The following is a 23,646-nucleotide window of genomic DNA, read 5'->3' as shown; positions in this document are numbered from 1 at the left end:
GTAGCCCATTCCGGGTTTGTCAAACCGGCTGCATGACTGACATCGCCAGTGCGCGAACTCGGACCAGGGCAGTCGGGGAATCGGGCCTCGCGCATGAACTGGCCTGCGCCGTGAAATGCGTCGCGCCGGCGCTGCCGGGAGGTCTTCAGACCCTCGCGTGCGAGGTGTACCCTTGCGGCGATGATGAAGATCGAAGACACCGTGCTGCTGCATTTCGAGGACGAGACCGACGAGGCCACCCGCCTCGCCCGGGCTGCCGGCCTCGATGCGGCCGTGATCGAGCGCCACCGCTTCCCCGACGACGAGCTGCGCCTGCGCCTGCCTGCCTCTCTGCCCGCGCGCGTCGTGCTCTACCGCAGCCTGCACCGCCCCAACGAAAAACTGCTCGAACTGCTGCTGGTCGCGCGTAGCGCGGGGAAGATGGGCGCGCAGCACCTGACCCTGGTCGCGCCGTATCTCGCCTACATGCGCCAGGACAAGGCCTTCCGCGCCGGCGAGGTGGTGAGCCAGCGCATCGTCGGCGAGTTCCTGGCGGGCCTGTTCGATGGCGTGATCACGGTCGATCCGCATCTGCACCGCATCGCCACGCTGGCCGAGGCCATCCCGGTGCCGCACGCGATCGCGCTCTCGGGCGCCGGCCTGCTCGCCGATGTCGCCGTGTCGCATCGTGCCCGCCCGCTGCTCGTGGGCCCCGATCTCGAGTCGCGGCAATGGGTGGAAGCTGCTGCGCAGCGCCACGGGCTCGACTTCATCGTGTGCGAGAAGCTGCGCCACGATGACCGCCAGGTCGACATCGCACTGCCCGCGGGCGCCGACGTACGCGGGCAGGCGGTGGTAATCCTCGACGACGTGGCGAGTTCGGGTCACACCCTGGCGCGCGCTGCCGAGCGCGTGCTGGCGGCCGGCGCGGCGTCGGTCGATGTGGCGGTGACGCATGCATTGTTCGCGGGCGACGCGCTCGCGCTGATCCGCGCCGCGGGCGTGGGTGAGGTCTGGAGCACCGACTGCATCGTGCACGCGAGCAACGCGGTGCAGGTGGCGCCGATGCTGGCCGAGGCCCTGCGCTCGATCGTGCGTGACTGAACTGGGCTGGCCTCGTTAACCGCCGCGCGCCCGTTCCCGGTTCTTGTGCTATCTCATTCCGTACATCTCACCGGCGTTTCTGTCAACGGCGCTGGCGCATGGCTGCAATGTCAGTCAGCGTGCCCCGGCGCTTGCTGGTCCAGCGCTTTAGCCTTCCCTTACGGCAACTTGCATTCTCTATGGCATATCGCTTAGGCTTCGCGCTCATTCGATCCGGGTGCTCTGTCATAAAGCCTTATGACAGGGTGAAACGGGAAGTCCGGTGACGTTGTTCGCCCCGCGCGAACGACCAGTCCGGCGCAGCCCCCGCTGCTGTAAGCCTGACGACTCCGCCATACGCCACTGAGCCTTGTGCTCGGGAAGGTCGGCGGACGAGGAAGAAGGCAAGCCAGAAGACCGGCCCGATCGAGTTTGGTTGATGTGAGCCCCGGGGTGAGGGTTCGGTCCGACTGGTTTTCCGCCGGCTGCCTGCGCGCGCCGGAAGCTCCAGCCGATTCGTATTGCATGCTTTCGTACGTCCGCGGACTTCCCGCGGACTGCGCACGCACGCGCTCCCCGCTGCCGTGGCTCCCATCGTTTATCGAAGCACTCGTGGGGAGTCATCATGCATATCGAACCGGGCATTCTTTCCAACGCCAAAATCGCTGCCGCCAACCTTGCCGCCACCAGTCTGCTTGCCGTTCAGGCACCGCAGCTCATCAAGAAGCCGCAACTCATCCTGCGCACGCTGCTTGCGGCGCTGGTCTTTTCGGTCTTCATGCAGAGCTTCCACATGCCTGCCGGCGCGTCGGAGCTGCACTTCATCGGCGCAATGCCGATCTACCTCACGCTCGGTTTCGTGCCCACGCTGCTTGGCTTCGGGCTGGGCTTGCTGCTGCAGGGCGTGATCTTCGAGCCCGCCGACCTGCTGCACCTGGGCGTGAACATCCTGTCGCTGGCTGTGCCGCTGGTGGCGCTGCACCTCGGCCTGGGGCGCAAGCTCGTGGCCGGCGCCGCCACCGAGGTCAGGTCGGTGTTGAAGCTCGATGCCACCTATTACGCAGGTGTCGCGGCGATGGTCGGCTTCTGGCTGTCGATGGGGCAGGTGGCCACGCCGTTCGCGCAGTGGGCCACGTTTGCCGCGGCCTATCTGCCGGTGGTGCTGATCGAGCCGGTGCTGACGGTGGCGGTGGTCAAGCTGCTGCATTCGCAGGCACATCGCCCGCTGGTGCAACTGTGCTTTGCCGTGCCGGCGCGTGGCTGATGAACGCTGGCAAGGGCAGCTCCGTCGGCACGGTCTGGTTCGTCGGTGCCGGGCCCGGCGATCCGGACCTCATCACGGTGAAGGGGCGCCGCCTGCTCGAGCAGGCGGGCGCGATCCTGTTCGCCGGTTCGCTGGTCGACCAGACGGCGACGCACCATGCGCCCAGCGGTTGCGAGATTCGCGACTCCAAGGACATGACGCTCGAGCAGATGAGCGTCTGGCTGCTCGATGCCTGCGCTCGCCACCTCACCGTGGTGCGCCTGCAGACCGGCGACCCAGGCCTGTACGGCGCGCTGGTCGAGATGACACGTCCGCTCGATGCAGCCGGCATTGACTGGAAGGTGGTGCCGGGGGTGTCGTCGGCGATGGCTTCGGCGGCTGCAGCCGGTGAGACCCTGACCCTGCCCGAGGTGACGCAGACCGTCATCCTCACCCGCGTCGCCGGCCGCACGCCGATGCCGGCGGGCGAAGACCTGGAGGCGCTCGCCGCGCACCGCACGACGCTGTGCATCTTCCTGTCGATCACGCTACTGCACGAGGTACAGCGCGCGCTGCGCGCCGCCGGCTGGCCGGAAGAGGCGCCCATCGTGGTGGTGCAGAAGGCAAGCTGGCCGGGGATGGAGAAGATCGTCCGCGGCACGCTGGCCAACATCAAGCGCCGCTGCCAGGAGGAGAAGATCGCCAGCCAGGCCATGATCATCGCCAGCCCCGCGCTCGGCGCCCGCCACTGGCCCGACATCGCCCGCTCGAAACTGTACGACCCGGGCTTCGGCCATCGCTTCCGCAAGGCGTCTGCGACTGCTGCGACTGCTGCCCCGGCAGATGCCGACACCACGGCGACAGACACGGATCTGCCCACCGGAGAACCCACATGAACGATACCGCCATCCTCCTCGTCGGCCACGGCTCGCGCAATCGCGAGGGCAACAAGGAGATCCTGCATTTCGCCGCTCAATGGCGTGAGCGCCACCCCGACTGGCACATCGAAACCTGCTTCATCGAGCATGCCGACGTGCTGCTCGATGAAGGCCTGGATCGCGCCGCCCGGGGTGCCCGCCAGGTGCTCACGATTCCCTTCATCCTCAACGCTGCCGGCCACGTCAAGATGGAACTGCCGGCTGCGATCGAAGATGCGCGCCAGCGTCACCCCGGCGTCAGCTTCGCCTGCGCCCGCCACCTCGGCATGGGGCGCGAGATCTTCGGTGTGCTCAAGGGTCAGCTCGACCGCCTGTTGAAGCAGCTCGACATGCCCGACCCGCAGACCACCGGTGTGGTGCTGCTCGGCCGTGGCTCGTCGGACGCCGGCGCCAATGGCGAACTCGCCAAGATGGCGCGCTGGCTGTTCGAGGACGGCGACCACGAACTGGTGGACCTCGCCTTCACCAGCGTCACCTGGCCACGGCTCGAGACCGTGGTGCAGCGCCAGGCGCGCTTGGGCATGACGCAGATCTGCATCGTGCCGGTGTATCTCTTCAGCGGCGTGCTGATGGATCGCATCAAGGCCCAGGTCGAGCGCCTGCAGCGCCAGTACCCGCACATCGTGTTTGCGCTCGGCACTCACTTCGGCTTCGACAAGGGCATCTTCGAGCTGCTCGACAGCAAGGTGGGCGGGCACGAACTGCCGGAAGGCGCGCTGCTGGAGTGCGACGGCTGCAAGTACCGCCTTGCCGCCGAGGCCGAGCACCTGCACGACCACAGCCACACCCATGTGCATCACGCGCACGAGCATCACCACGCTCACGCCCATGAAAACGCCCACGCCTGAGCCTGGAGCCGCGATGAACACCAACACCGTCACCGAGCAGCTCACCGCCGCCGGCCGCGCGATCGAGCATGACTCCTTTGCCATCATCGACGCCGAGGTCGACGCACATGCCTACACGGCCAGCCAGTGGCCGGTGGTGCGGCGCATGATCCACGCCAACGCCGACTTCGACTTCAACGGCCTCACCGACTTCCACCCCGATGCGGTGGAGGCCGGCCTCGCCGCCATCGTCCGCGGCGGCACCCACATCGTCGCCGACGTCGAAATGATCTGCGTTGGCCTGTCGGCTTCGCGTCTGGCGCACTTCGGCATGCGCCCCCATCAGTTCATCTCTGACACCGACGTCATCGAACGTGCCCGCATCGAGAACACCACGCGCGCGGTGCAGGCGATGCGCAAGGCCCACCGCCACGGCCTGCTTGACGGCAGCATCGTCGGCATTGGCAATGCACCCACCGCGCTGATCGAGCTGGTGCGGCTGATCCGCGAGGATGGGGTGCGTCCTGCGCTGGTCGTCGGCATGCCGGTCGGTTTCGTGTCGGCAGCCGAATCCAAGGACCTGATGGCCGAACTCGACGACGTGCCATGGATCATCATCCGCGGCCGCAAGGGCGGCTCCACCCTGGTGGTGGCAGCGATCCATGCCCTGCTCGGACTGGCCGAAGCGCGCCAGTTGCAGGCGCTGCAGGGCTGAGGGCGCACGATGGCGGCGGGACATGCCCTTCCTGACAAGGTGCGCAAGGGCGATGCCAAACGCGACCGCGGCAATCGCACCGGCTTCTCGACCGGCGCCAACTCGGCCGCGGCCGCCGCGGCGGCCACTCTCGGCCTGGTGCAAGGCGAGGTACCGGACGCGGTGGAGTGCGTGCTGCCCAACACGATGCGGGTGCATTTCAAGATCACCGACGGCCGCGTCGATGGCGACCAGGCGCATGCGGTGTCGGTCAAGGACGCCGGCGACGACCCCGACGCCACCCATGGCGCCCATCTCACCGCCGACGTCTGCCGCATCCGCGGTGGCGGCGGCGAGGTGATCCTCAAGGGCGGGCCCGGTGTGGGTGTGGTCACCAAGCCAGGCCTTGGCCTGGACGTGGGCTGCCCGGCGATCAACCCGGTGCCACGGCGCAACATCATCGACAACGTGCGCGCGGCCGGGGCGCCCATCCTCGAGGCCGGCGACAGCCTGGCGGTGACGATCTCGGTGCCCGGCGGCGAAGAGATGGCGAAGAAGACGCTCAACGCCCGCCTTGGCATCCTCGGTGGCATCAGCATCCTCGGCACCACCGGCATTGTGCGTCCGTATTCGACTGCGGCCTTCCGCGCCAGCGTCGTCCAGGCGGTCGACGTCGCCGCCAACCAGGGCCAGACCAGCGTTGTGTTCACTACTGGCGGGCGCACCGAGAAATGCGCGATGCGCGAGTTCCCGCAACTGGACGAAGCCTGCTTCGTACAGATGGGCGACTTCGTCAAGGCGGCCTTCACCACCGCGGTGAAGCAGGGCATGCAGCACATCATCGTCGGGGCTATGGTCGGCAAGCTGACCAAGATCGCCCAGGGCCTGTCGGTGACGCACGCCTGGCGCGAGGAGGTCGACCGCGAACTGATCGCTGGTGCCGCCGCAGAGGTGGGCGCACCGCCCGATCTGGTGGCCGAGATCCGCGCCGCCGAAACTGCCCGCTTCGCCGCCGAGCGTCTGGCCGACCTGGGCCTGGCGGTCGCCTTTCACCGCGCCCTGGCCGAGCTCGCCATCCGCAGCCTGCGCCAACGCTACCCCGGCCCGCATCGGCTCACGGTGCTGGCCTGCAATTTTGAAGGGGTGCCGATCGTCACGGTGGACGAATCGGACCTGATGGAGACCTCTCATGCCTGAATCTATCGCTACCGTCTGCAGCATCATCGGCCTGCTCGACGATGGCTGGGACGGCCTTGGCGCGACAGCCCGCGCCCACATCGCCCGCGCCACCTGCCTCATCGGTGCCGGCCGCAAGCTGGAACTGATTGCGCCGCACGCCCCTGCAGCCCGTGCGCACAACATGGACGGCGCGCTCACCCGCACGCCCGGCTGGATCGAGGACGCTGCGGCAGCCGGTGGCTACAGCGTGGTGCTCGCCACCGGCGATCCGCTCTGCCACGGCATCGCCCACTTCCTCGTTGGCAAGCTCGGCGCCGCGCGCGTCGAGGTGCTACCGGCGCCCTCCACGCTGCAGCTTGCCTTCGCCCGCCTGAAAAAGCCGTGGCAGGCGGCGCGCTTTGCGTCCTGCCATGGTGCGGATGCGGGCGAATGGCAGCCGGATCCGCTGCAGCCCAGCCCGGGGCCGGCGCACGGCCTGTATGGTCTGATGCGCGCCGTCGCCCAGCACCCGCTGGTCGCCAGTTTCACCAGCCCTGCCAACAGCCCCGACCGCATCGCCCGTGCGCTGCTGGCCGCCGGTTACGGCGCGCCCGGCGGTGGCGAGGACCTGCGCCTGTCGGTCGTCGCCCGCCTGTGCCTGGCTGATGAAGCGGTGTTCGCCGATCTGACGCTCGAAGAGGCGGCCGGGTGCACCTTCCCCCACCCCAACGTCGTCGTCATCGAGCGCCGCCCGCAGCCGCTCGAGCGCGGTACAGCGGCGGACGAAGCCTTGGCGCCCGTGGCGGCCATTGCGGCCGACGCACCCCGCTTCGGGCTCGACGACCTCGACTACGTCCAGCGCACCCCCGAAAAGGGCCTGATCACCAAGCTCGAAGCACGCGCCGTCTCCCTCGCCAAACTGGCGCTGCGCAGCGACAGCCGGTTGTGGGACATCGGCGCGGGCTCCGGGTCGGTTGGGCTGGAAGCCAGCCGCATCGCACACGGCGGCCATGTGTGGGCCATGGAGAAGAACGCCGGCGACGCCGCCAACGCCCGTGCCAATGCCCGCCGCCTGCGCGCCAGCAATTACAGCCTGTTCGAGGGCAGGGCCCCGGCCGGGCTGGATGAATGGCCCGACCCCGACGCGGTATTCATCGGTGGTTCGGGCGGCGAACTGGCCGAGCTGATCGCCCTCGTGCTGCTGCGCCTGAAACCCGGTGGCCGGCTGGTGATGAACTTCGTCACCCTGGAAAACCTCGCCACCGCCACCACCGCGCTGACCGCCGCCGGCGCCGCGTGGGACGTGACCATGCTGTCGGCCGCGCGCAGCCAGCCCATCCTCGACATGCATCGGCTCGCTGCGCAGAACCCGGTGTGGATCGTCACCGCCCGCAAGGAGATTTCATGAACGCGCCTGCTCTGCCGCCCTCCCGCTTTGGTCGCCTGATTGGCGTTTCGCTCGGTCCTGGCGACCCCGACCTGATCACCCGCCGTGGCTGGACCGCACTGCAGTCCAGCGCACGCTGGGCCTATCCGGTCAAGCGCGCCGAAGAAGCGTCCTACGCCCTGGACATCGTCTGCCGTGGCGGGCTGGACGTTCCACCCGATGCAGTCGAACTCGTGTTCCCGATGACGCGCGATGCGGTCGCGCTGGCCAAGGCCTGGGCGCGCGCTGCCGCGCAGACGATGCAGCTGCTGGCCGAAGGCCGCGATGTGGCCTTCCTGGTCGAGGGCGACGCCTCCACCTATTCCACCTTCCGCCATCTGGCGCGCGCGGTGCGCGAGCTCGCGCCCGAGGTCGAGGTGGAAACCATCCCCGGCGTCAGCTCTTTCGCGGCCGCCGCTGCAGTCGCCGATGTGGCGCTGGCGGAAGAGGACGAGACCGTCGCGGTGATTCCCGCGGCCTACGGCACCACCGTCATCGACCATCTGCTCGACGAATTCGACACCCTGGTACTGATGAAGGTGAAACCGCTGCTCGATGAGGTGCTCGACCTGCTCGAGCGCCGCGAGCTGCTCGCCACCAGTTGCTTCATCGAAAAGGTGGGCGCGCCCGAGCAGCGTGTCGTCCACGACGTGGCCAGCCTGCGCGGCGAAAAGGTCAATTACCTGTCGCTGCTGCTGGTGCAGAACCCCAAGCGCGCGCGTGGCGAGCTGCGCCGCGGCTGCCGCAAGCGCGCCCAACAACCTACCGCCGAGGCGCTCTCCTGATGTCTGCACACCCCATCGATCAACACCTGCCCTTTCCCAAAAACCGCATCGCCGTGGTGTCGATCACCCGCCATGGCATCGCACTGGCGGGGCGCATCATCGCCGCGCTGCCCGGTGCCACCTTGTTCGCACCGCAGAAGTTCCACACCGAAGCGGCCGCCGCCGCGCCGGGCGCCTTCGCCTGCTACGAGGGCAAGGTGGGCGACCAGGTAACGGCGCTGTTCGCCGGCTTCGACGGCATCATCGCCATCGTCTCGCTCGGCGCGGTGGTGCGCCTGATCGCGCCGCACCTGAAAAAGAAGGAAACCGACCCTGGCGTGGTCGTGGTCGACGAAGCCGGACGCTGGGCGATCCCGGTGCTGTCCGGCCACCTCGGCGGCGCCAACGCCATTGCTGGCGTGCTGCACCATGCGCTGGGCGCCACCCCGGTATTGACCACGGCATCGGATGCGCGCGAGACCCTGGCGGTGGACCTGCTCGGTCGCGAGCTGGGCTGGACCTTCGACGCCAGCCACGACGAGATCGTGCGCGCCAGCGCCGCGGTGGTGAATGACGAACCGGTCGCACTGGTGCAGGAAGCGGGCAGCACCGACTGGTGGGCCCGCCATGCCAACGGTCGCAGCGGCCCGCTGCCGACCAACATCCAGCGCTTCGCTCGGCTGGAGGACGTCGAGCCCGAGCGCTTCGGCGCGGTGCTATGGATCAGCCAGCGCCCACTGCCCGCGGGCTATGCCGCACGGCTGCACGGCAAGCGGGTGATTTATCGCCCGGCGGCGGAAGGCACGCCGGAGGCCGCATGAACGCTGGCCCGGCAAGCACTGCAGCCGCCCGCCTGAAGCTGGCCCTGGGCCTGGGCTGCGACCGCGGCACGCCGGCAGCGACGATCGCACACGCCATCGACCAGGCGCTGGCCAGCGTCGGCGCCAGCCGTGCCGATGTCGTGGCTGCGGCCAGCATCAACCTGAAGGCCGACGAAGCCGGCCTTCTCGAAGTCGCGGCGGGTGCGGGGTGGACGCTGCACTTCCATTCCCCGCAAACGCTGGCAGCCGTCACCGTCCCCAACCCATCCGAAACCGTCCGTAAATACACCGGCACGGCCTCGGTGTCGGAAGCCGCCGCACTGCTTGCCGCCGGCACCAGCCTCGCCACCGACCCCGCCGCCCTCATCGTTGAAAAGCACAAGCTGCGCGGCCCCGACGGCCGCAACGCCACCGTCTCGATCGCAAGGATTCCGCAATGAACGCTCCACTGAACGCCCCCCACCCGCAGCCGGCCCGGACCGGCGGCAAGATCATGCTCGTCGGTCTCGGCCCCGGCAGCCACGACCACCTCACCGCGCGCGCGCGCGCAGCGATCGCCGAAGCCGACACCATCATCGGCTACGTCACTTACATCCGCCTGGTGGCCGATCTGCTCGAAGGCAAGGAGGTGATCAAGAAATCGATGACCGAGGAACTCGACCGCGCCATCGAATCGCTCGAGCGCGCACGCCAGGGCAAGAAGGTGGCGCTGATATCCTCCGGCGACGCCGGTGTCTACGGCATGGCCGGCCCCACCTTCGAGGTGCTGTTCCAGGCCGGCTGGACCCCTGACTCGGACATCGAGGTCGAGATCATCCCGGGCGCTTCCGCGCTCAACACCTGCGCCGCACTCGTCGGTGCGCCGCTGACCCACGACTTCTGCGCGATTTCGCTGTCCGATCTGCTCACGCCGTGGCCGACCATCGCGCGCCGGCTCGACGCGGTGGCCTATGCGGACTTCGTCGTCGCCCTCTACAACCCCAAGAGTGGCCGCCGCACGCGCCAGATCGTCGAAGCCCAGCGCCTGTTCCTGCGCCATCGCCGCTCCGACACGCCGGTCGCCATCGTGAAATCGGCCTACCGCCCCAAGCAGCGCATCGAATTCACTACCCTTCAGCGCATGGCCGAGGCCGATATCGGCATGCTGACCACGGTGCTGATCGGCAATTCCAACACCTTCGTGCGCGACGGCCTGATGGTGACCCCGCGCGGCTACAGCAACAAATACGAAGTCGCCGACGGCGAGCGCGCCACCCGCGAGGGTGAACAGGCCGGGCGTTCGCTGTCGACCGGGCTCAATGGCTGGCTGCAGACTATCCGTGCGAGCGGACTGGATGCGGCACAACTGGCGGTGGACTATCGATTGCCGCAGGACTACATCGAAGGCCTGCTGGCCGGTACCGACATCGACTTGGTACCGGCTGCCATTGGCGACACCCAGGAGACCGCGGCCTGAAGCGGTTGGGGGCAAGCCTGCGGCAACAGCACGATTGAGGGCCGGGCTTGCTCGGGGCGGGGGAGGTCTTGCCGTGCCGTATGGCCTCGCCGATGACGGTTTCAAGCCTTAGTGCTAGCATTCCGTCTTGCGCAACGCAGCGAACCCCCGCCGCTCGGGCTGGCGGGGCGATGTCGTGCGAAGAAGAAATGGAGCGAGGAGGCGCGTGGAGCAATCGGTCAGGACCGTGGTATTCGCCGATCTGACGGGGAGTACCGGGCTGTTCGAGTCGGCAGGCAACGTGGCGGCGACGCAGATCGTCACCCGCTGCACGCACGCGCTCGGCCGTCACCTGGCCTGTGCCGGCGGGCACGTCGTCAAGTATCTGGGCGATGGTGTGCTGGTGCTGTTCGACGATCCGGTGGCGGCCGTGCAGTCGGGGGCACGCCTGCAGGAAGTGCTGCAGGAGCTCGCCAGCGTCGAGCTTCGCCGTGCGCCGCTGGGTGTCAAGACCGGCATCGATCGTGGCGCCATCGTCGAGCACGACGGCGACTGCTACGGCGACGCGGTGAACGTTGCCGCACGCCTCAGCGACCGCGCGCAGACGGGCGAGACGCTGATCGGCGACGCGGTGTTCGCCAGCCTGCCCGAATCGCTTCGGATCGCCTGCCACAGCCTCGACCGCATCACCATCAAGGGCAAGGCGGAGCCGTTGCGGGTATGGCGGGTCGATTTCGCGCGCACGGCCGAAACCACGCTGACCACCTTGCTCGACTTCCAGGAGCTGATAGACGGAGAACCTTCGGTGCGCCGGGTCGACATCGACCGCCTCGACCAGCATATCGAGCTGCACGCCGAAGATGCGCCGCTGATCATCGGCCGTGGTGACGGCGCCGGCTTTTCCATCGACGATCCGCGGGTGTCGCGCCGCCATGCGCGCGTCGAGTGGATGGGTGGGCAGTGCCTGCTCACCGACTTCAGCAGCAACGGCAGTTGGGTGCGCTTCACCGGTTCGGCGGCGCCGGTGCTGCTGCGCCGCGACACCTGCACGCTCTATGGCGAGGGAGAGATCGGCCTGGGCGCAACGCCCGACGACTTCACCGCGCCGACGCTCAGCTTCAGGGTCATCGACCACGGCTGATGTCGTTCCGGGCCGCCCCCGATGCCTTGGCGAGCGCCGCCCCAATCTTCCTGATCGAGTTGCGATGAGACCGGTTCGACTGCTCGCCCTGATCCTGCTTCCGATCCTGCTGCTTCCCTTGCCGCTACGCGCGGCGGAGTGGTCGCCACGGCCGCTTGCCGAAATCGCCGTGTACCCCGAGTTTCGCGCGCCTGCCACGGTGGTGGCGCAGGAGGAGGCGCGCATTGCCGCCGAGCTGTCGGCGCGCGTCGTGGCCATGCCCGCGCGCGTCGGGGCTTCCATCAGCCGGGGTGCAGAACTGGTGCGGCTCGACGACGCGAGCTTTCGCATCGAGCTCGACCGTGTGCGCGCCCAGATCGCGCTCATCGACAGCCGCATCCGGCTTGCCCGCGCGCAACTTGCGCAGTCGCGTGCGCTTGCCGCGCGCGGCTTCATCAGCGCCGACGGCTTGCGCATTCGCGAGACCGAGGTGGGCGTGCTGCAGAGCGAGCGCGACGCGGCCCGTGCCGCACAGGCGGCAGCCGAACTCGCCTTGGCGCGCACCGTGATCCGCGCGCCCTACGACGGCGTGGTGCGCGAGCGCCTGGCTGCGGTCGGTGACCTCGCCGCGCCGGGCACGCCGCTGCTGGTGCTGGCGGCCAGTGCGGATGCCGAGGTGCACGCGCGCGTGCCGGAGGCTCAGATCAATGCGCTGCAGGCCGCGGGGGCGTGGATGCTGGTGGCCGGCGATGCCGAGTACGCGCTGCAGATCCGCCGGGTGTCGGCGGTGGTCGAGGCCGCCGGGCAGGCGCGCGACGTGGTGCTGCAGGCCGAGGGCGTGCTGACGCCGGGGCTGGCCGGCGAACTGCGCTGGCGCAGCACCGTGGCGCATCTGCCGCCGGGCTACCTGCAGCAGCGCGACGGCAAGCTGGGGGCGTGGGTGGTGCGCGAGGGCGCGCCGGTGTTCGTGCCGCTGCCCAACGCCCAGGCGGGACGGGCGGTGGCGGTGGACTGGCCGCTGCACACCGCGGTGGTCGATGAGGGCCGCTTCGCGCTCGGGCTGGTTGCGGCGCCGGAGAGTGCACAAACGAGTGGGCAGCCGAGCGGGAGCGCGCAGTGAGGGGTCTCTACGGGCGGCTGATCGACAACCATCCGCTCGCCAACATCGCCTTCCTGATGGTGCTGCTCGGGGGCATCTTCAGCTACCTGACCATGCCGCGCGCGCAGGACCCGGAGATCAACTTCAACTGGGTCAGCATCATCACCACGCTGCCGGGCGCCTCCGCCGAGGACGTGGAGCGCGAGCTCACCGGCCCGCTCGAGGACGCGATCAAGCAGGTCAAGGACATCCGCTTCACCTCGTCGTCGAGCCGCGAGGGCGTGTCGTCGATCCTGGTGCGCTTCGAGGAACTGAGCGAGCGTCAGTTCGACAAGCGCGTGAACGACCTGCGCCGCGAGATCCAGAACAAGGCCTCGGCCGAGCTGCCGCCGGACGCCACCGACCCGGTGGTGATGGAGATCACCAGCTCCAACGGCTTCCCGACCGCGATCCTGGTGCTTCACGGCAGCGGCGGCGAGAACCTGCGGCGCGCGGGCTTCCTGATGAAGAAGGAGCTCGAGGGGCTCGCCGGCGTGGACCAGGTGATCGCCGCGGGGCTGGATGATCCCGAACTGCATGTGGATTTCGACCCGGCGCGGGTCGCAGCGGCCGGGCTGTCACCGGTGCAGGTGGCCGATGGCGTGGCCGCGTGGTTCCGCAACACGCTGGCCGGCCGGGTGCGGGTGCAGGACCGCGAGTGGCTGGTGCGCATGGAGGGCAAGACGCCCGACCCGGAGACCCTGGCGCAGGCTGCGGTGGTGACGCCGCAGGGGCGGGTGGCGCTCGACGAGATCGCGCAGGTGGTGCGCAGCCACGAGCGCCCGAGCCAGTTGGTGAGCTACAACGGCCGGCCGTCGATCATGCTGTCGATCACCAAGCAGGCAGACGCCAACACGCTGCAACTGGTCGAGCGCCTGCAGGCCTTCGCCGGTGAGCGCAATCCATTGCTGGCAGGGCAGGGCGTGCAGCTCGCGCTGATCGACGACCAGACCCACGCCACCCGCCATGCGATCGGGGTGATGGAGTCGAACGCGATCTTCGGCCTGTTCGCGGTGCTGGTGATGTGCTGGATCTTCCTCGGTTCGCGGCTGGCGCTCCTGGTGGGGCTGGGTGTGCCGTTCGCGCTTGCCGGCACCTTCATCGCGGTGAATCTGCTCGGATCCACGCTCAACCTCACCGTGTTGCTCGGCGTGGTGATCGCGCTCGGCATGCTGGTGGACGACGCGGTGGTGATTGTCGAGGCCATCTATTACCGCCTGCAGCGCGGCGAGGAGCCGCGGGCGGCGGTGGTCGGCGGCGTAGCCGAGGTCGGGCTGCCGGTGCTGTCCTCGGTGCTGACCACGATCGCCGCCTTCCTGCCGCTGATGCTGCTGCCGGGGATTCTCGGCAAGTTCATGTTCGTGGTGCCCTTCGTGGTCACCGTCGGCCTGCTGGTGAGCCTGGCGGAGGCGTTCTGGATCCTGCCCACCCACATCCTCGCGCTGCGCCTGCAACCGTCGCAGCGACGCACACGCGCGCAGGTGTGGCGCGAACGCCTGACGCACTGGCTGCGGGTGAAGTACGCGCGTGCGCTGGTGGTCGTGCTGCGCCGGCGGTGGCTGACCGCGACGGCGCTGGTGCTGCTCGTCGCTGGTGCCGGGGGTGCGGTGGCGACCGGGCTGGTGAAGGTGCAGTTCTTCGCCTTCGACTCGATGCGGCTGTTCTACGTCAGCGTTGACATGCCGCCTGGCGTGACCCCCGAGCGCACGCTGGCCGAGGCCGAGCGCGCGGCACGGGCGCTCGAGCAGACGATCGACGCCAGCGAATTGCGCTCGATCGCGAGCTATGCGGGGCTCAAGTTCACCGATACCGAGCCGGTCTATGGCGACCAGTACGCGCAGGTGCTGGTGTCGCTGCTGCCGCGTGCGGCCGACATGCGCGACACCGCCGAGATCATCGCCAGCGTGCGGCCCCGGATCGAGGCGCTCGGCGGCGAGGCGAAGTTCTCGTTCATGGAGATGAAGGGCGGGCCGCCCACCGCCAGGCCGATCTCGGTGAAGATCAAGTCGGACGACTACCCCGAACTGCGTGCTGCCGCCGACGCGCTGCTGGCCGAGGTCGCCCGCCTGCCCGGGGTGAAGGACCTCACCGACGACGACGTGTCCGGGCGCAGTGAGATGCGCCTCACGCTCAACCGCGAGAAGCTCGCCCGCACCGGCGTCAATCCGGCCGAGGTGTCGCGCCTGCTGCGCCTTTACGGCGAGGGCGAACTCGTCGCCACCACCCGGGACGGCGGCGAAAAGGTCGAGGTGGTGGTGCGCGCGCGCCAGGAGAGCCTCAACGACGTCACCGAACTGCTGCAGCGCGTGGTGCCGCTTGCCGACGGCCGCAGCGTGCAGCTCGGCGAACTGGTCGACCACGAACTGCGCCTGTCCAAGGGCTACATCCGCCACTACCAGCTGACGCGCGCGATCACCGTCGAGGCCGAGCTCGACCGCACGCAGATCGACACCGTCGAGGCCAACGACCGCCTCAAGGCGGCGTGGGCGCAGCTGCAGCCGCGCTTCCCGGGCGTGGAGCTGGACTTCTCCGGCGAACTGGAAGACATCCAGGAGAGCCTGGACGCGATGGGCAAGCTGTTCGCGCTCGGCATCGGCCTCATCTACCTGATCCTCGCCACCCAGTTCCGCAGCTACTGGCAGCCCCTGATCATCCTGGTGACGGTGCCGCTGGCGTTCACCGGCGTCGTGCTTGGGCTGCTGGTGTCGGGCAATCCGCTGTCGCTCTACACGCTGTATGGCGTGATCGCGCTCACCGGCATCGCGGTCAACTCGGCGATCGTGCTGATCGACGGTGCCAACGAGCGCCGCGCGGCGGGCATGAGCGTGCAGCACGCGGCGATCTACGCCGCACGCCGGCGCCTGGTGCCGATCCTGATCACATCGACCACGACCATCGGCGGGCTGCTGTCGCTGGCGATCGGGCTGGGCGGAAAGTCGCTGATGTGGGGGCCGGTGGCGGCCAGCATCGTGTGGGGGCTGGGCTTCTCGACCGTGCTGACGCTGTTCGCGGTGCCGCTGGTGTATCGGATGGCGATGGAGCGCAGCGGCCGATAGAATGCTGCACCGCGGCACGATGCCGCGCGCACTACGCCGGCGCCGTGCCGACTCCCTCCCTTCCTTCTCCCGCCCGCCATGGACGCCTTCCTCGTCTCCACCGCCATCGTCGCCCTCGCCGAAATCGGCGACAAGACGCAACTGCTCGCGTTCGTCCTCGCCGCGAAGTTCCGCCGTCCATGGCCGATCATCGCCGGCATCCTGGTCGCGACGCTGGCCAACCATGCCTTCGCCGCCGCGGTCGGCACCTGGCTGACCACGCTGATGGGGCCGCAGACCCTGCGCTGGGTGCTCGGACTGTCCTTCATCGCGATGGCAGTGTGGACGCTGATCCCCGACAAGCTCGACGAGGACGACGCCAAGCTGCCGCGCTTCGGCGTGTTCGGCGCGACGCTGATCGCCTTCTTCCTCGCCGAGATGGGCGACAAGACCCAGGTCGCCACCGTGGCGCTTGCGGCGCAGTACCAGGCGCTGGTGGCGGTGGTGGCCGGCACCACACTCGGCATGATGATCGCCAATGTGCCGGCCGTGCTGCTCGGCGACCGCATCGCGGCGCGCATGCCGGTGAAGCTGGTGCATGGCATCGCGGCGGCGATCTTTCTCGGCCTGGGCATCGCCACGCTGGCCGGCGCAGGCGAGTCGCTCGGCTTCTGAAGCGGCGTCGCCGGCCCGGACTGCGGTGCCGGCTGCTATCCTTGCTCGCTTTTTCCCGGAGCGCTGATGGAATCCGCATTTCGCCGCGGTGCCCGCGAGGGCCTGCGCGATTTCCTGCCGATCTCGGTGGGCCTCTTGCCGTGGGCGATGGTCACCGGCATCGCGATGCGCTCGATCGGCCTGTCCGAGATCGAGGCGCTCGGCATGAACCTGCTCGTCTATGCGGGTACCGCACAGCTCGGCGCGCTGCCGCTGATCGCCGCGGGCGCGCCGCTGTGGCTGATCATGCTCACGGCGCTCGCGCTCAACCTGCGCTTCGTGATCTTCAGCGCGGCGATCGCGCCGGTGTTCCATGACAGCTCCGTCGCGCGCCGGCTGGCGTCGAGCTATCTGCTGGTCGATGGCGTGTTCGCGGTCGGTGCCGACAAGCTGCTGCAGGCTGAAGACCCGCACTGGCGCTGGGGCTACTACATCGCGCCTTCGGCGTTCAACTGGTGCGTGTGGCAGATCTTTACCGCACTCGGCATCTTCGGTGCCGAGTTCATGCCGCGCGACTGGTCGCTGGAGTTCATGGTGACGATCGCGCTGATGGTGATGGTGCTGCCGATGGTGCGCACGCGGCCGATGCTGGTCGCGGCACTTGCCGGCGGGCTGGGCGCGGTGCTGTTGCGCGACCTGCCGCTGCGCCTCGGTGTGGTGGCCGGGATCGCGGTTGGCATTGCCGCCGGCTTTGCCGCCGAGCACTGGCAGCAGCGCGGGGGGCGGTCGTGACCGAGGGCGTGTGGTTGTGGGTGGCGTTCGCGCTGATGGCGATGACCACGGTGGGCACCCGCGGCAGCTTCATCCTGCTCGGCGAGAAGGGCCGCCTGCCACCGGCCCTGCAGCGCGCGCTGCGCTATGCGCCGGCGGCGGCGCTGTCGGCGCTGGTGATGCCCGATCTGCTGCTCGACGGCGGTGAATTCACGCCGTTCAATCCCAAGTTCGCCGCCGGCCTTGTCGTGCTGGCGGTGGCGCTGCGCTGGCGCAATCCCTGGCTGCCCTTCATCCTGGGCATGAGCGTGTTGCTGCTGATGAGAAAGGGGCTGGGCTGGTAGCGATTGGCTACCGGCGCCAGCCCCTCGGGAGCGTGCGCGGCGGCGAGGCCCAGGGCCTCTCCGCCGATGTTTTCAGGCTCAGCTCTTCTTCGCCACGCCGTGCTCGTCGCCAGCTTCGATGTCGGCGGTGTTGTCGCCGATGATCGACAGATCGGTCTTCGCACGCTGCGCGGCATTCGGACGCTCGATCAGCCAGTACAGCACCAGGCCGACGACAACCGCATAGACGGTGGCCTTCGGGTCGGGCATCGCCAGCGTCACCGCCACGATGCCGGCCACGCCACGTTCGGTCGAGCCCTTGAGCTCTTCCATGCCGACCATGATGCAGATGTAGGCGGTCAACACCAGGGTCAGCGACAGCGCGATCGGCAGCACGGGCTTGAAGATCGTGACCAGCGGCAGGATGAAGATCGCGATCATGCCGGTGATCCAGAACGTGCCACCACCGGAGTAGATCGAGTCCATCGCCTTGCGCCCGAGTGCGTAGCGCTCGGCGACGGTGGCATGGGCAGCGGTCCACAGCGGGCCGGCAAGGCCGGGCCAGGGTGCAGCCAGCGCGTGCAGGCCGTTGCGCAGCGCGGTCACGAGGTGAACGCGGGTGACGTCGAGCTCGATCTTTTCGTCGGGGCGCAGGTGGTCGACGCGCTTGCACAGGGTGAAGCCGACCAGGATGTCACCGAAGGCGATCACGTAAGCGATGATCGCGGTCGGAATGGCGAGCAGGAACATGTCCATGCTGGGCGCGCCCGCCTCGAACACCAGGTGCTTGGCCAGCAGCCCGAAGTCGGGTTGGGTGATGCCCCATTCAATGGTCGGCCAGGGGTATTCGCCCACGACCCAGCCCACGATCATCGCCAGCAGCATGCCGGGGATCATGCCGAAGTTCGAGATCATCTTGGCGAACTTGCTGGTCTCGACGATGTGCTTGAACGACAGCGAGAACAGGATGTAAGCCGACACGATCGAGCCGATCAGCAACGAGATCGGGGTCGCGTCGATGCGCCCGCCGGTCTTGAGCTCGCCCATCATCGCGGCAATGCCTGCGCCGATGATGATGCCCGACTTGAGGGAGTTCGGAATGATGGTGATGAGCTTGTTGCCCAGGCCGGTAAGGCCAAGGAAAAGGAAGATGATGAACACTTCCACCTGCAGCGCAAACATCGCCTTGACCGCCTCCGGTCCGGGTTCAAAGTTCTGCAGATACAGCAGCACGACCGGGATGGCGGGTGTGATCCAGCCTGGCACGAGGGGTACGCCAAGCAGGGCCGGCAACAAGTAGCCGATACCTGCGATCACGCAGCCAGCCAGTGCCGCTTCATAGGGCATGCCGAGATATTTCTGCAGCAGGGGGATCATCGCCAGGCTGACGACGAACATGAACAGGCCCTGCATCATCTCCGGGAATTCCCAGCGGTAATGGATGAAGGGCAGGCGGATCTTGAATGGGCCGAGCGGCCAGTATGGATGCTCGGCGCCTTGCTCGCGCTGGATCAGCATGTGTTGTCTTCCTTGATTGTCGTTATGAAAGCTTGATGCCGGATCAATGCGTCGGACTCGATCGACCCTGGAGCGAGTCGATCGAGTCCGACCCGATTGGCCGGGTTACTCGATGGCCGAGGCGGACTTGGCCATCTCGCGCAGCGCGAACTTCTGGATCTTGCCGGTGGAGGTCTTGGGCAGGATGCAGAACTCGATGTGCTTGGGCACCTTGTAGCGCGCCAGGTGCTCGCGGCAGTGGGCGATGATGTCGTCGGCGGTGACGCCGGCGCCTTCCTTGACCTCGATGTAGGCGGCGGGCACTTCACCCCACTTCTCGTCGGGCCGGGCGACCACGGCGGCGGTCATCACCGCGGGGTGGCGGTAAAGCACGTCTTCCACTTCCAGCGAGGAGATGTTCTCGCCGCCGGAGATGATGACGTCCTTGGAGCGATCCTTGATCTTGACGTAGCCGTCCGGGTGCATCACCGCGAGGTCGCCGGTGTGGAACCAGCCGCCGGCGAAAGCCTCGTTGGTGGCCTTCTCGTTCTTCAGGTAGCCCTTCATCACCAGATTGCCGCGGAACATGATCTCGCCCATGGTCTCGCCGTCGGCAGGCACCGGCTCCATCGTCATTGGGTCGAGCACGGTGATCGCCTCCTGCATGTGGTAGCGCACCCCCTGGCGGCCGTTGCGTTCGGCGCGGCGGTCGATGGGGAGTTCGTTCCACTCGGGGTGCTTGGCGCACACCGAGGCCGGGCCGTAGGTTTCGGTCAGGCCATAGACGTGGGTGATGTCGAAGCCGATGCGCTCGGCACCCTCGATGATCGCAGCCGGGGGCGCGGCACCGGCGATGAGGCCGGCAACGCTGTGCTCGATGCCGGCGCGCAGGCCGTCGGGGGCGTTGATCAGCATGGCATAGACGATCGGCGCACCGCACATGTGGGTGACCTTGTGGCGGCGGATCAGCTCGTAGATCAGCGCCGGGTCGACCTTGCGCAGGCAGACGTTGACGCCGGCGTTGGCAGCCATCGTCCACGGGAAGCACCAGCCGTTGCAGTGGAACATCGGCAGCGTCCACAGATAGGCCGAGTGCTGCGGCATGCCCCAGCTGATGATGTTGGAGGCGGCATTCAGGTAAGCGCCGCGGTGGTGGTACACCACGCCCTTCGGGTTGCCGGTGGTGCCGGAGGTGTAGTTGAGCGCGATCGCGTCCCACTCGTCGGCGGGCAGGCTCCACTGGAAGTCGGGGTTGCCGCCGGCGAGGAAGTCCTCGTACAGGATCGTGCCGACACGGTCGGTTCCAGGGTATTCGTCATCGAGCGCGTCGATGACCAGCGGCTTGTCGCCTTCGAGCAGCTCGAGCGCGGGGCGGACCACGGCTGCGAATTCGGGGTCGGTGATCAGCACCTTGGCCTCGCCATGCTTGAGCATGAAGGCGATGGCTTCGGCGTCGAGGCGGGTGTTGAGCGTGTTGAGCACCGCGCCGGTCATCGGCACACCGAAGTGCGCCTCGAACATCGACGGCACGTTGGGCAGCATCACGGCGACCGTGTCGCCCTTGCCGATGCCGTGGGCGACCAGGGCGCTCGCCAGGCGGCGGCAGCGGGCGTAGGTCTCGCTCCAGGTGTAGCTTTGTGCGCCATGCACGACGCTGGTGCGCGTGGGATAGACCATCGCGGTACGCTCGATGAAGCTGAGCGGCGACAGCGGTACATAGTTGGCCGGATTCTTGTCCAGTCCTTGTTCGTATGCGATTTTCGACATCCTTCTCCACTCCCGGTCTTGCAACAGGTTAGCGATGGGTCAGGGATGGCCGGGCACAGTCCGGGCATCCATACCGTCGGGTATGGAGAATGGCAAAAAATCTTGTCGGCAATTTCGTGAGAATGTACTGAATCTTGTCCGCCATTTTCTGGTCGTGGGGCGAACTCTAGAATGCCGGGTTGCTCCAGTCTGCAGCGCCAGAGCCATGGGCGCGAGGGGTGTCCGCGGACGGGGCTGACGGAATCAGGACTGCAGTGGAGCGACGAGCACGGAAATGAGTCAGGACCAGTCATCGTCGGGCCTCGGGGCGCTTAGCCACAGCGAACTGCGCCTTCGCCAGATCACCGATACCATTCCCGCCCACATTGGCTATTTCGACCACGACTGGGTGTTCCGCTATGGCAACCGGCGCTATGCGCATTGGTTCGGGACCACCAGCGAGGGCATGAAGGACCGCCCGATCCTCGAGGTGATCGGCCCGCATGTGTTTGCGCAGGTCGAGGACAAGGTGCGGCGCGCGCTCGCGGGCGAGGAGGTGAGCTACGAGTACAGCATGCCCGGACCGGGCGGCGAGACCCTATACACCCGCAGCACCCTCGTTCCCGACTTCGGCCCCGGCGGCGAGGTCATCGGCTGCTACGTGCACGCGGTCGATGTGACCGAACAGCGGCGCACGCAGAGCGCGCTCGCGCAGGCCCAGAAGATGGAAGCGATCGGTCAGCTCACTGGCGGGCTGGCACACGACTTCAACAACATGCTGACCGTGGTGATGGGCAACCTGCAGGGGTTGGTCGAGGCGCTCGGCGAGCACCCGGCGGTGGCGGAATACGTCGAGCCTGCGCTGGCGGCAGCCGAGGGCGGTGCGGGGCTGATCCGCCGCCTGCTCGCGTTCTCGCGCCAGCAGCCGATCGTGCCGGTGGTGGTCGAGGTCAATGAACTGGTGCTCGACATGGCGCGCATGATCCGGCGCTCACTGCCGAGCACGATCACCGTGTCGACCGCCTCGCGCGATGTGGACCTGCGTGCGCTGGTCGACCCCAATCAGCTCGAGAGCGCGCTGCTCAACCTCGCGCTCAACGCGCGCGACGCGATGCCCAATGGCGGCGAGCTGCGCATCGAGTGCTCGCTCGAATGCATCGACGGCGCGGCTGCGGCCGATCTCGAGCTGCCGCCGGGCTGCTACGTGCAGATCACCGTGGCCGACAACGGCACCGGCATGGACAGCGCAACGCTCACACGGGTGTTCGAGCCTTTTTTCACCACCAAGAAATTCGGCCTCGGTAGCGGGCTGGGTATGGCGATGGTGTACGGTTTCATCAAGCAGTCGGGCGGCGGCGTGCGCATCCGCAGCCGGCAGGCGGTGGGCACCACGGTGTCGCTGCTGCTGCCGCAGGCGCCGCGCGAAATCGTTGTCCTGCACGCCGAGGGTGGTGTGTCAGCGGATGAATGTGGGGGCGCCGCTGCCCCGGATCGTCCGCTCGCAGGCAGGCTCGTGCTGCTCGTCGAAGACGACGACAAGGTGCGCGATGTGGTGCGCAAGCAGCTGTCTGCACTCGGCTGCGCGGTGCTCGAGGCCGAAAGTGGCCACGAAGCGGCCGACATGGTCGAAAATATCCCTGCGATTGCGCTCGTGCTGTCGGACATCGTGATGCCGGGCGGAATGGATGGGCGCGCGCTGGCGCGCTTCGTGCGCCGCTTCCGCCCCGAACTGCCGGTGGTGTTGATGAGCGGCTACGCCGACAAGACCATGGCGGGCCGCGAGGATGCCGACATGCCCGTGCTCGGCAAGCCCTTCACCCAGGAGCGCCTGGTCGAAGTGTTGAACGCCGCAATCGCTTGAAGGCTGGCCGTCCCGTGGCCGTACCCATTGCGTGGAGACAGGGATTTGAGCGACAAGCCCCAGACACTGATTCACGTCGTCGAGGACGATGCCGCGGTGTCGCGGCTGATCACCGCCACGCTCGAGCGTTTCGGCTACCGCCATGCGGCATTCTCGACCGGTGGCGACTTCTTGCGCCAGTTGCGCGTGCAGGTGCCCGACGTGGCCATCCTCGACCTCGGCCTGCCCGACATGGACGGCATGGAGGTGCTGCAGCAACTGCGCAGCCGCTACCGCTTCGGCCTCTTGATCGCCACCGGGCGTGACGACACCCACGACCGTGTGATGGGGCTGGAACTGGGCGCCGACGACTACGTGGTGAAGCCTTTCGAACCGCGCGAACTCATCGCCCGTGTGCGCAGCATCCTGCGCCGTTACCAGCCCGAACCCGCGCTCGATGCGCCGCCGCCCGGCTCCGCCCACTTCGCAGGCTGGCGCTTCGAGCGTGCCACCCATCGGCTGATCTCGCCCGACGGCGTGGAGGACACGCTGAGCCTGGCGGAGTCGCAACTGCTGATCGCCTTCCTCGAGCGCCCCAACCAGATCCTGTCGCGCGAACAGCTGCTCGCCGGCCGCGACGTGTGCGCGCTCGACCGCAGCATCGACCTGCGCGTGTCCCGCCTGCGCAAGCGCTTCGAGCAGGGCGGGTACAGCGGCAAGTTCATCAAGACCGTGTACGGCGCCGGCTATCTGCTGGCGGCGACGGTGAGCTGGAGCTGAAGCGCAGGCTGCTGCGGGGGTGCACATGCAGGCTGCGTTGGGGGGCATAAGCGGAGACTGCCGTGGGAGCAACTGTCTGTGGGAGCGGGCTTGCCCGCGAATGCCGGGTACTCCCCTCAGGCCGGCTCGGCCCAGATGTGGCGCGCGACGGCATGCTCGATGGCAAGCTCGACATGCTCGCACAGCAGCACCGTCATCGGCGTCTGCTGCAGCACCTTCACCGCATGCGCGGCCGACAGCCCATAGGCGTGGAGTTGTTCGCGCTGCAGCGGGTCGATCTCGTCGCCGAAATCGGTGATGCGCACCATGCGCCCCACCGGCGTGCCGGTGAGACGGATGCGTTCGTGCGCCTGGGCGTGGGTCGCGTTCATGAA

General features: G+C 68.0%; 22 protein-coding genes and 1 riboswitch. Of the genes, 19 read left to right on the top strand and 3 right to left on the bottom strand.

Features of this window, described 5'->3' with window-relative positions; all coding sequences use genetic code 11:
• Positions 1-180 precede the first annotated feature (180 nt).
• From RBT54_RS07465 to RBT54_RS07385, 17 genes are all read left to right on the top strand, one after another.
• Positions 181-1,083 carry a ribose-phosphate diphosphokinase gene (locus RBT54_RS07465; protein ID WP_320365715.1) on the top strand — a complete coding sequence of 301 codons (903 nt, stop codon included), beginning with the start codon at positions 181-183 and terminating at the stop codon, positions 1,081-1,083.
• A gap of 198 nt (positions 1,084-1,281) precedes the next feature.
• A riboswitch (cobalamin riboswitch) is annotated at positions 1,282-1,503 on the top strand.
• Positions 1,504-1,687: 184 nt separating this feature from the next.
• Positions 1,688-2,326 (top strand): energy-coupling factor ABC transporter permease, encoded by a 639-nt coding sequence (locus RBT54_RS07460; RefSeq protein ID WP_320365713.1) that lies wholly within the window; start codon positions 1,688-1,690, stop codon positions 2,324-2,326.
• Positions 2,326-3,201 (top strand): precorrin-4 C(11)-methyltransferase, encoded by an 876-nt coding sequence (gene cobM, locus RBT54_RS07455; RefSeq protein WP_320365711.1) that lies wholly within the window; start codon positions 2,326-2,328, stop codon positions 3,199-3,201. Before RBT54_RS07460 ends, cobM begins: the two co-directional genes overlap by 1 nt.
• Positions 3,198-4,091, top strand: coding sequence for a sirohydrochlorin chelatase (locus RBT54_RS07450; RefSeq protein WP_320365709.1), 894 nt, complete (start codon positions 3,198-3,200; stop codon positions 4,089-4,091). The genes cobM and RBT54_RS07450 overlap by 4 nt, the downstream gene beginning before the upstream one ends.
• Positions 4,092-4,104: 13 nt before the next feature.
• Positions 4,105-4,785: a precorrin-8X methylmutase gene (locus tag RBT54_RS07445; RefSeq protein ID WP_320365707.1), complete on the top strand. Its 681-nt coding sequence runs from the start codon at positions 4,105-4,107 to the stop codon at positions 4,783-4,785.
• Between the two features lie 9 nt (positions 4,786-4,794).
• Complete coding sequence (locus RBT54_RS07440) at positions 4,795-5,961, top strand: cobalt-precorrin-5B (C(1))-methyltransferase (protein ID WP_320365705.1); 1,167 nt, start codon at positions 4,795-4,797, stop codon at positions 5,959-5,961.
• On the top strand, positions 5,954-7,330 hold the full coding sequence (gene cbiE / locus RBT54_RS07435; protein ID WP_320365703.1) for a precorrin-6y C5,15-methyltransferase (decarboxylating) subunit CbiE: 1,377 nt from the start codon (positions 5,954-5,956) through the stop codon (positions 7,328-7,330). Before RBT54_RS07440 ends, cbiE begins: the two co-directional genes overlap by 8 nt.
• Complete coding sequence (gene cobI, locus RBT54_RS07430; RefSeq protein ID WP_320365701.1) at positions 7,327-8,133, top strand: precorrin-2 C(20)-methyltransferase; 807 nt, start codon at positions 7,327-7,329, stop codon at positions 8,131-8,133. Before cbiE ends, cobI begins: the two co-directional genes overlap by 4 nt.
• Positions 8,133-8,933, top strand: coding sequence for a cobalamin biosynthesis central domain-containing protein (locus RBT54_RS07425; protein ID WP_320365699.1), 801 nt, complete (start codon positions 8,133-8,135; stop codon positions 8,931-8,933). The genes cobI and RBT54_RS07425 overlap by 1 nt, the downstream gene beginning before the upstream one ends.
• Complete coding sequence (locus tag RBT54_RS07420; protein WP_320365697.1) at positions 8,930-9,373, top strand: cobalamin biosynthesis protein; 444 nt, start codon at positions 8,930-8,932, stop codon at positions 9,371-9,373. The genes RBT54_RS07425 and RBT54_RS07420 overlap by 4 nt, the downstream gene beginning before the upstream one ends.
• Entirely contained in the window at positions 9,370-10,389 is a 1,020-nt protein-coding gene (cobJ, locus tag RBT54_RS07415; protein ID WP_320365695.1) for a precorrin-3B C(17)-methyltransferase, read from the top strand. The genes RBT54_RS07420 and cobJ overlap by 4 nt, the downstream gene beginning before the upstream one ends.
• A 205-nt stretch (positions 10,390-10,594) precedes the next feature.
• A complete protein-coding gene (locus RBT54_RS07410) occupies positions 10,595-11,509 on the top strand; it encodes an adenylate/guanylate cyclase domain-containing protein (protein WP_320365693.1) in 915 nt (304 codons plus the stop codon).
• Positions 11,510-11,573: 64 nt separating this feature from the next.
• Positions 11,574-12,608: an efflux RND transporter periplasmic adaptor subunit gene (locus RBT54_RS07405; protein WP_320365692.1), complete on the top strand. Its 1,035-nt coding sequence runs from the start codon at positions 11,574-11,576 to the stop codon at positions 12,606-12,608.
• Positions 12,605-15,682: an efflux RND transporter permease subunit gene (locus RBT54_RS07400; protein WP_320365690.1), complete on the top strand. Its 3,078-nt coding sequence runs from the start codon at positions 12,605-12,607 to the stop codon at positions 15,680-15,682. Before RBT54_RS07405 ends, RBT54_RS07400 begins: the two co-directional genes overlap by 4 nt.
• A 78-nt stretch (positions 15,683-15,760) precedes the next feature.
• Positions 15,761-16,336, top strand: a complete 576-nt coding sequence (locus RBT54_RS07395; RefSeq protein WP_320365688.1) for a TMEM165/GDT1 family protein — start codon at positions 15,761-15,763, stop codon at positions 16,334-16,336.
• 66 nt (positions 16,337-16,402) lie between these two features.
• On the top strand, positions 16,403-17,107 hold the full coding sequence (locus RBT54_RS07390; protein WP_320365687.1) for an AzlC family ABC transporter permease: 705 nt from the start codon (positions 16,403-16,405) through the stop codon (positions 17,105-17,107).
• Positions 17,104-17,430 (top strand): AzlD domain-containing protein, encoded by a 327-nt coding sequence (locus tag RBT54_RS07385; protein WP_320365686.1) that lies wholly within the window; start codon positions 17,104-17,106, stop codon positions 17,428-17,430. The genes RBT54_RS07390 and RBT54_RS07385 overlap by 4 nt, the downstream gene beginning before the upstream one ends.
• A 78-nt stretch (positions 17,431-17,508) precedes the next feature.
• Here the strand turns inward: RBT54_RS07385 and RBT54_RS07380 are convergent, their stop codons facing one another.
• Both RBT54_RS07380 and RBT54_RS07375 read right to left on the bottom strand, forming a co-directional pair.
• The gene (locus RBT54_RS07380; RefSeq protein WP_320365685.1) at positions 17,509-18,927 is read right to left on the bottom strand and encodes a xanthine/uracil/vitamin C permease; all 1,419 of its coding nucleotides are present in this window, start codon (positions 18,925-18,927) and stop codon (positions 17,509-17,511) included.
• A gap of 105 nt (positions 18,928-19,032) precedes the next feature.
• A complete protein-coding gene (locus tag RBT54_RS07375; RefSeq protein WP_320365683.1) occupies positions 19,033-20,673 on the bottom strand; it encodes an acyl-CoA synthetase in 1,641 nt (546 codons plus the stop codon).
• Positions 20,674-20,947: 274 nt separating this feature from the next.
• On the opposite strand from RBT54_RS07375, the gene RBT54_RS07370 reads away from it, so the two are divergent.
• Together RBT54_RS07370 and RBT54_RS07365 are read left to right on the top strand one after the other, a co-directional pair.
• Positions 20,948-22,513: an ATP-binding protein gene (locus RBT54_RS07370; RefSeq protein ID WP_320365681.1), complete on the top strand. Its 1,566-nt coding sequence runs from the start codon at positions 20,948-20,950 to the stop codon at positions 22,511-22,513.
• A gap of 45 nt (positions 22,514-22,558) precedes the next feature.
• Positions 22,559-23,272, top strand: coding sequence for a response regulator transcription factor (locus RBT54_RS07365; protein WP_320365679.1), 714 nt, complete (start codon positions 22,559-22,561; stop codon positions 23,270-23,272).
• A 116-nt stretch (positions 23,273-23,388) separates the two neighbouring features.
• On the opposite strand, the gene RBT54_RS07360 is transcribed toward RBT54_RS07365, so the two are convergent.
• A complete protein-coding gene (locus RBT54_RS07360) occupies positions 23,389-23,643 on the bottom strand; it encodes a ferrous iron transport protein A (RefSeq protein ID WP_320365677.1) in 255 nt (84 codons plus the stop codon).
• Between the last annotated feature and the right edge of the window lie 3 nt (positions 23,644-23,646).

The organism is Thauera sp. (assembly GCF_034003485.1).
Lineage (GTDB): Bacteria > Pseudomonadota > Gammaproteobacteria > Burkholderiales > Rhodocyclaceae > Thauera.
This window is presented reverse-complemented; position numbering and strand designations above follow the sequence as displayed.